This is a genomic window from Kineococcus aridisoli (assembly GCF_050871885.1).
Taxonomy (GTDB): domain Bacteria; phylum Actinomycetota; class Actinomycetes; order Actinomycetales; family Kineococcaceae; genus Kineococcus.
Genome location: NZ_JBJLSF010000146.1, coordinates 1 through 6,456 on the forward strand (window position 1 = coordinate 1; position 6,456 = coordinate 6,456).

A 6,456-nucleotide genomic window follows, 5' to 3' on the forward strand; every position below is an offset into this window, starting at 1 on the left:
GGATCGTTCGGTGGGCACCGAACGATCCCACCCCTACGGTGACAGCGCCCGACGCCGACCTGAAGCAGCGCACCGTGCCCGCGCGTACAGCGAAGGCACGGTGCCACCGGAGCGGGCGGCCGCCCCGGTGCCACCTCGAGCGGTCCAGACCTGCCCGCCGCCGATCAGGAGGTTGGGGCGCAGGCGGCGCACGTCGTGCCCGAAGCGGTCGACGGCGCCGTCGGTGGCGACGAGGAGGTTGCCGATGTCGAAGCGCTCGGGACCGGCGTAGGCGTGGAGACTCGCGGACTCCCCGGCCCGCTCGCGAACGAGCGCTGCGGCGGCCGGGGTGTCCCACGGGTGGCCGTCCACCCGTGGGACACCGTCGGCGCCGTGAGGAACTCGTCGCGGTGGCGCCACTGCGAGTCGGGTGCGTAGGCGGCGGCGACGCGTTCGGGGTCGCGGCTGTTCCAGGCGTCCTCGGCGGCCTGGACCTTCGCTCGTGCCCCGGCTTCGTCGAAGGGGGGCAGCGGCGGGCGCGGGAGCGCGGCCGCCGGTGCGGCTGCGCTCGTGGTCCCGGTCATGCGGTGACCACGGGGAAGTCGATGTCGACGCCGGCGGCCTTGTTGAAGTAGTTGGTGAGCACGTTGAGGGCGACGTGGCCGATGACCTCGGCGATCTCCTCGTCGCCGGCCCCCGCTGCGCGCACGGCGTCCAGGTCCGCGGCGCTGACGTCGCCGCGGGTGGTGTTGACGGCAGTGGCGAAGGTGAGCAGCGCGGCGGTCCTGGGGTCGTCGTTGTCGCCCTCGCGGGCGGCGGTGATGTCGTCGGCGGAGAGCCCGGCGGCGTGCTCGGCGATGTAGGTGTGCGCCGAGAGGCAGTAGTCGCAGGCGTTGTCCTGGGCCACGGCCAGCGCTAGGCGCTCCCGGGTGGCGGCCTTGAGCTTGCCCTTGGCCAGGGCGCCGGACAGGGCGAGGTAGCCGTCCAGGAGGGCGGGGGAGTTGGCCATCGCCTTGGTCATGTTCGGGGTGACGCCGAGGCCGCGCTGGACGGCGGCGAGCAGGTCGGCGGCCTTGCCGGTCGCGGTGGCGGGGTCGACCAGGGGCAGGTTGCTCACGGGGAGCTCCTCACGGGAGACGATGTGTTCTAACGGCAATGGCATGCTGTTGCCGTGAGACTTCTACCAGCGATCTCTCACGGAGACAAGGTGGTGTTACCGTTAGGTCATGGCTGGAGGGGACCACGCGGAGGCGGAGGCGGTGCTCGTCCTGCCCTCCGAGCCACGGCCGGTCCGTCTGATGAACACCATCTGGGCCGACCGCGACGGCGTGCACGACTCGCTCACCACCTCTGCCGACCTGGCGCGGTGGCTGCAGGCGACGGGTCTGGCGCTCGACGAGCCCTCCGTGGGCACGACCGACCTCCGGGCGGCACTGGCCTTGCGGGACGCCCTGCGGCGACTGGCCGCCCTGCGCACCCGGGACGCGCGACCCGCTGCGCGCTCGGCGACCCAGGACCTCGACGTGGCCGTGCGCGTCATCAACGAGACGGCAGCTGCCGGCCCTCCCCGCGACGCCCTGCACGTGGTCGGCGAGGAGCTGCACCTGCGCCCCACCGTGCCCACCACGGACTCGACCGCCGCCCTGGCCGCTGTGGCCGCCGAGTCGATCGCACTGCTCACCGCGCCCGGCACGGTTCTCAACGCCTGTCACGCCCCCGGGTGCGTCCTCTACTTCGTCAAGGACCACCCCCGCCGCGGGTGGTGCTCCACCGCCTGCGGCAACCGCGCCCGCGCGGCTCGGCACTACCGCCGACACCACCCCATCGCAGACGCAGCCGCCGACCCGTCCTGACCCCTCGCAGCCCTGCCGGTGCGGTCGGCACGCCCACCCCACCGCGCAGCAGCTGACGCGCTGCGGCCGGCTGACCCGCACCGGCGGCGGCTTCTCCGTCGTAGACGCAGGACCGGGCGGCGGCGTGCGCAGCTGACACCTGCTCCCGGCCGTCCACGACCTGGACGACGACGCGCTCGGCCTGCTCGCCGCCGACCTCGCACCGGCCCCCGCTCCTCGCTGCATCACGCATCACCGCCTTCTGACCGCTCGAGCGCACGGGAAGGCCCGACGAGCCGTCATGCACGTGGTCCTCGCCGGAGGCTCCGGCGTCCTCGGGCGCTGCCTCGTCCCGCTGCTGGTGCCGAGGACCACCTCGTCACCGCGACCACCCGCTCACCGGAGGAGCTGGAGGGGCTGCGCCGGCCAGGCGCTCGGGCGTCCGGTGCCCGACGTCAGGCCCGCCATCGGGCTCTCGCGCCGATCCACCCGTCGTGGCGCGAGGGCTTCACCACCGTGTGACCCGTTGCCGGTCTCGGGTCCGGTCCACCCGGCTCCGGCCGCCGCTCATCGTCGGATCGCGGCGACAGGTCACGAGTGCTGCTGCCGGAACGACCGTCGGTGCGCGAGGGGCGGGACGCCGCGCCGGGCGGCGAAGTGGTGCCGCAGGTTGTCGGGGCTGCCCAGCCCGCTGCGCCGGGCGACGGCCTCGACCGTGAGCTCCGTCGTCTCGAGCAGCTGCTCGGCCAGCAGCAGCCTCTCCTGCAGCAGCCAGCGGTGAGGCGTGGTGCCCGTCGCCTGGCGGAACCGGCGGGCGAAGGTGCGGGGCGCGACGTGCGCCCGTGCGGCCAGCGCCGCCACGTCCAGCGGCTCGTGCAGGTGGGCGCGCGCCCAGTCGATCACGTGGGAGAGCGCCTCGGCGCCCTGCGGGGCTCGTGCCGGCGGCAGAGGTGCTTCGACGTACTGCGCCTGCCCGCCGGAGCGCTGCGCGGGCACGACCATCCGGCGCGCCAGCGCGTTGGCCACCGCCGCGCCGTGCTCCTGGCGCACGACGTGCAGGCAGGCGTCGATGCCGGCGGCCGCGCCGGCGCTGGTGAGGAAGGGACCGTCCTCGACGTGCAGCAGGTCGCGCTCGACGTGCACCTGCGGGTGTGCGCGGGCGAGCAGGTCGGCGACCTGCCAGTGGGTGGTGGCGCGGCGCCCGTCCAGCATCCCCGTCGCGGCGAGGGCGAAGGTGCCGCTGCAGACGGTGAGGACGCGGGCGCCGCGCTCGACGGCGGCCCGCAGGGCGTCGAGGAGGCGGGGGTCGACCGGCGCGTCGAGGTCCGGCCAGGCGGGCACGGCCACGAGGTCGGCCGTGAGGAGGCGGTCCAGGCCGTGCGGCACCACCACCGGGAAGCCGGAGGTGGTCGGGACCTCGCCCCGCGTGACGGCGCAGACGCTGAAGTCGTAGGTGGGGAGGCCCTCCTCGGAACGGTCCAGCCCGAACACCTGGCACACGATGCCCAGCTCGAAGGGCGCGACCCGCGTGCCGACGAGGGCCACGACATCAGCGATCACGGCCGCCATCCTGGCAGGGCGAGGCCGGAACTGCCCGTACCCGGGCAGTCCTGCCGGTGGTGGGGCTGCCCGGCGGCCGCGACGCTGCTGCGGTGATCCTGCAGACGTCCCTCCCCGTCCCCCTGCCCGGCAGCGCGCCGGCGGTCGTGGCCGTACCGGCACCGGGATCCGGACCCCAGCGCTGGGCGGGTGCCCCCAGTGCCGCCCTGGACCAGGACGGCAGCGTGGTGCTCGCCTACCGCGAGCGCCTTTCCTTCGGCGAGGACCGCCTGCTGCTCGCCCGCTCCCACGACGGTGAGCACGTCGAGGTCTTCGCCCAGCTCGACAAGGAGCGCTGCGGCTTCGCGATGGTCGAGCGGCCGGCGCTGCTGCGCGACCCCTCCGGTGGGTGGCGGCTCTACGTCTGCGGCAGCGACCCCGCGACGGGGCGCTGGTCCGTCGGCCTCCTGCAGGCCGACGACCTCGCCGCGCTCCTCGACGCGCCGCTGCTGGAGGTCTTCCCGGCTGACGAGCGCACCACGGTCAAGGACCCGGTCGTGCGCTTCGACGGCCGGCACTGGCACGCCTGGGTGTGCTGCCACCCGCTCGACGACCCGCACGCCGAGGACCGCATGTCGACGGCGTACGCCACCAGTGACGACGGCCTGACCTGGACCTGGCACGGCACGGTGCTCGCGCCCCGGGCCGGCACGTGGGATGCGCGCGGCACTCGGCTCACCACCTTCCTGCCCGACGGGCGGGCCGCCTACGACGGGCGCGCGAGCGCGGCGGAGGACTGGTGCGAGCGCACCGGTTTGACCGGCCCGCCCCACGCCGGTCCCCAGCTCGTGGGAACCGGCGAGGACGCGGTGGCGGACGTGCGCTACCTCGACGTGCTCGCGCTGCCGGGAGGCGGGTGGCGCCTCTACTACGAGGCGCCGCTGCCCGACGGGAGCCACGAACTGCGCACCGAGCTGATCCCGGCCCCACCCGAGCGGGGGTCCTGACGACTGGCCTGCGGATTCCCGTGGACCGTGCGGCGGGAATCCGCAGTTCGGTCGAGGTTCCTCCCGATCGTCTCCAGCAGGCTCACGACGACCCTGGTGCGCGTGCCGACCGCTCCTGCCCGAGCGGGAGGTACCCCAGGCCTGCGCCCGCGCGCTGACCCACCAGGCACTGCGGCGCAGACGCATCGAGGCCACCACTCCCGAGGAGAGCGACCAGGTCGCCCGCCGCGAGGCCGAGGGCTCAGCCGGCGGCGGACCGCCGACGTTCGATGCGGACATCCACCGCCAGCGCAACGTCGTCGAGCGGTGCATCAACCGCCTCGCGCAGTTCCGCGCCTTCGCCACCCGCCACGCCGAGCGAGCTGCCCGCTTCCGCAGGTCTCGGAGTTCTTCGGTCACCAGCTCGAGGAGTTCATCGTCGGCGCCGTGGAAGCGCACCAGGCGACGCCGCGGTCGGGCCCAACCGGAGCAGCACACCGTCAGAGGACCTCCAGCAGATCAGCGGAAGCACCCCAGAGCACCACCGAGACCACAGCCACCGGCCCCGCAGACCGGTTCACCGGAACCGTCTTCGTCGACGGCATCCGCAACCCCGATGAGCAGTCCGCGGTGGGGTGCGCCCGTGCACGGTTCGCCCCCGGCGCCCGCACGGCCTGGCACCACCACCCCGAGAGCCGGACCCTCCACGTCACCGACGAGGTCGGCCTCGTGGTCCGCCGGGCCTCCTCCGACGCGGTCGTCGCCGGGCGCACCAGCAGTGGGGCCACCGGGGCCGCGGGCGTCAGCCGGCAGCGGCGCCGGTGCGGTGCTCCTCGAAGATGGCCACCAGCTCCGCGCCGGCGCGCTCCAGCTCCGCGATCTCCTCGGCGGTGAACTCGTGCGGCTCGACGTCCAGGACGCAGTGGGTGCCCACGACCCGACCGTCGCGGGTGCGCAACGGCACACCCGCGTAGGAGCGCGCGCCGTCCTCGGTCACCACGGGGTTGTCCTGCTGGCGCGGGTCGGTCCTGGCGTCGGCGACGACGTAGGGGGCGTCCTGCACGACGGTGGTGGTGCAGAAGGCCCACTCGGTGGGGACCGCACCGACCTCGGCGAGCCAGCCGACCAGGCCGTGGCTGCCGGCGAAGAGCACCGAGGAGTCCAGCACGAGGCTGACCACGCTGATGGGGAACCCCAGCCGCGCGGCGGTGCGGGCGGCCACCTCGTCCAGGCGGCGCTTCAGCTCGGGTTGCTCCCCGTCCCAGGCGGCGACCGCCTCCAGCCGCGCGCGGTCGGTCAGCACACCGGCCTCGTCCATCGCCCGCTCCTCGTCCCCGTCGTGGGCCCACGCTGTTCGAGGACCCGCACTGCCTGCACATCGGCCGGCTCCAGGGGGGTCCTTGACGCCGGCGACGGCGCACCACCCGCTCGCACCACCCCGGTGGGCGAGCCGTGCAGGAGCCGGGCGCCGCGCGAGCGGTGGGCGCCGGCCGGGCGATCGCGGTGCACCCGTCTGCGCCACCCGCTCGGCCCCGTGCACGTGGTGCGCTGCGACGCCGATGTAGTTGAACATGGATGCAGGACGAGCGGGAGGACCCGGCGCACCGGCGCACCGGCGCACCGCGCACCGGGCGCCGCGTGCCGTGGACGCGCCCACGGCCGTGGAGTGGCTGCGCCGTCTGGCCGACGTCTCCGACCCCGAGCAGGCGCTGCAGGTGTGGCACCAGGCCGCCCTGGCCACGAACTGCCTGGGCATGGACCTGCAGCCGCACGAGCTGCACCGCGTGGGGCAGTGGCTGGTGCAGCACTGCGCGGACCAGCCGATGCGGATGGCCGCCCGCAGCTGCCTCGTCCGCCTGCGCGTGCACGCGCTGTTCGGCCCCGCCTGAGAGGTCGTGGTCACCGGGACGGGCGGAGCTCAGCGCGGTGCCGCTGGTGGGGTGGAGGGCACCCAGGCCGGGCCCGCGTCGTCGGGACGGGGGCGGTCCTGGGGGTGCAGGCGCACCGCGACCAGGGCCACATCGTCCTCGGCGCGCTCGGGCAGCAGGCGCGCCAGCACACCGTCGCACAACTGCTCCAGGCCCTGCCCGGCCAGCTCACCCATCACCTGGCGCAGGGCC

7 protein-coding genes and 2 pseudogenes are annotated in these 6,456 nt (G+C 74.9%); 3 read left to right on the forward strand and 6 right to left on the reverse strand.

The genetic code is table 11. The annotated features are described in order from the left end of the window. Window positions 1–33 precede the first annotated feature (33 nt). From ACRYM2_RS22535 to ACRYM2_RS22545, 3 genes and pseudogenes are all read right to left on the reverse strand, one after another. Complete coding sequence (locus tag ACRYM2_RS22535; RefSeq protein WP_432524910.1) at window positions 34–351, reverse strand: hypothetical protein; 318 nt, start codon at window positions 349–351, stop codon at window positions 34–36. A 20-nt stretch (window positions 352–371) separates the two neighbouring features. Then, window positions 372–563, reverse strand: a pseudogene (locus tag ACRYM2_RS22540) (DUF1348 family protein); the annotation flags it as partial. Then, on the reverse strand, window positions 560–1,096 hold the full coding sequence (locus ACRYM2_RS22545; protein WP_432524901.1) for a carboxymuconolactone decarboxylase family protein: 537 nt from the start codon (window positions 1,094–1,096) through the stop codon (window positions 560–562). The gene ACRYM2_RS22545 and the pseudogene ACRYM2_RS22540, both read right to left, overlap by 4 nt. Before the next feature lie 109 nt (window positions 1,097–1,205). Here ACRYM2_RS22545 and ACRYM2_RS22550 point away from each other — a divergent pair, with 109 nt between their 5' ends. After that, window positions 1,206–1,832 carry an ABATE domain-containing protein gene (locus ACRYM2_RS22550; RefSeq protein ID WP_432524902.1) on the forward strand — a complete coding sequence of 209 codons (627 nt, stop codon included), beginning with the start codon at window positions 1,206–1,208 and terminating at the stop codon, window positions 1,830–1,832. A gap of 570 nt (window positions 1,833–2,402) precedes the next feature. On the opposite strand, the gene ACRYM2_RS22555 is transcribed toward ACRYM2_RS22550, so the two are convergent. Beyond that, entirely contained in the window at window positions 2,403–3,371 is a 969-nt protein-coding gene (locus ACRYM2_RS22555; protein ID WP_432524903.1) for a helix-turn-helix domain-containing protein, read from the reverse strand. 92 nt (window positions 3,372–3,463) lie between these two features. Here ACRYM2_RS22555 and ACRYM2_RS22560 point away from each other — a divergent pair, with 92 nt between their 5' ends. Continuing rightward, the gene (locus ACRYM2_RS22560; protein ID WP_432524905.1) at window positions 3,464–4,357 is read left to right on the forward strand and encodes a hypothetical protein; all 894 of its coding nucleotides are present in this window, start codon (window positions 3,464–3,466) and stop codon (window positions 4,355–4,357) included. Between the two features lie 781 nt (window positions 4,358–5,138). On the opposite strand, the gene ACRYM2_RS22565 is transcribed toward ACRYM2_RS22560, so the two are convergent. Beyond that, on the reverse strand, window positions 5,139–5,654 hold the full coding sequence (locus ACRYM2_RS22565) for a GAF domain-containing protein (RefSeq protein ID WP_432524907.1): 516 nt from the start codon (window positions 5,652–5,654) through the stop codon (window positions 5,139–5,141). A gap of 325 nt (window positions 5,655–5,979) precedes the next feature. Here ACRYM2_RS22565 and ACRYM2_RS22570 point away from each other — a divergent pair, with 325 nt between their 5' ends. Beyond that, window positions 5,980–6,225 (forward strand): hypothetical protein, encoded by a 246-nt coding sequence (locus tag ACRYM2_RS22570; protein ID WP_432524908.1) that lies wholly within the window; start codon window positions 5,980–5,982, stop codon window positions 6,223–6,225. Between the two features lie 29 nt (window positions 6,226–6,254). On the opposite strand, the pseudogene ACRYM2_RS22575 reads toward ACRYM2_RS22570, so the two are convergent. Further along, a pseudogene (locus ACRYM2_RS22575) lies at window positions 6,255–6,456 on the reverse strand (hypothetical protein); the annotation flags it as partial.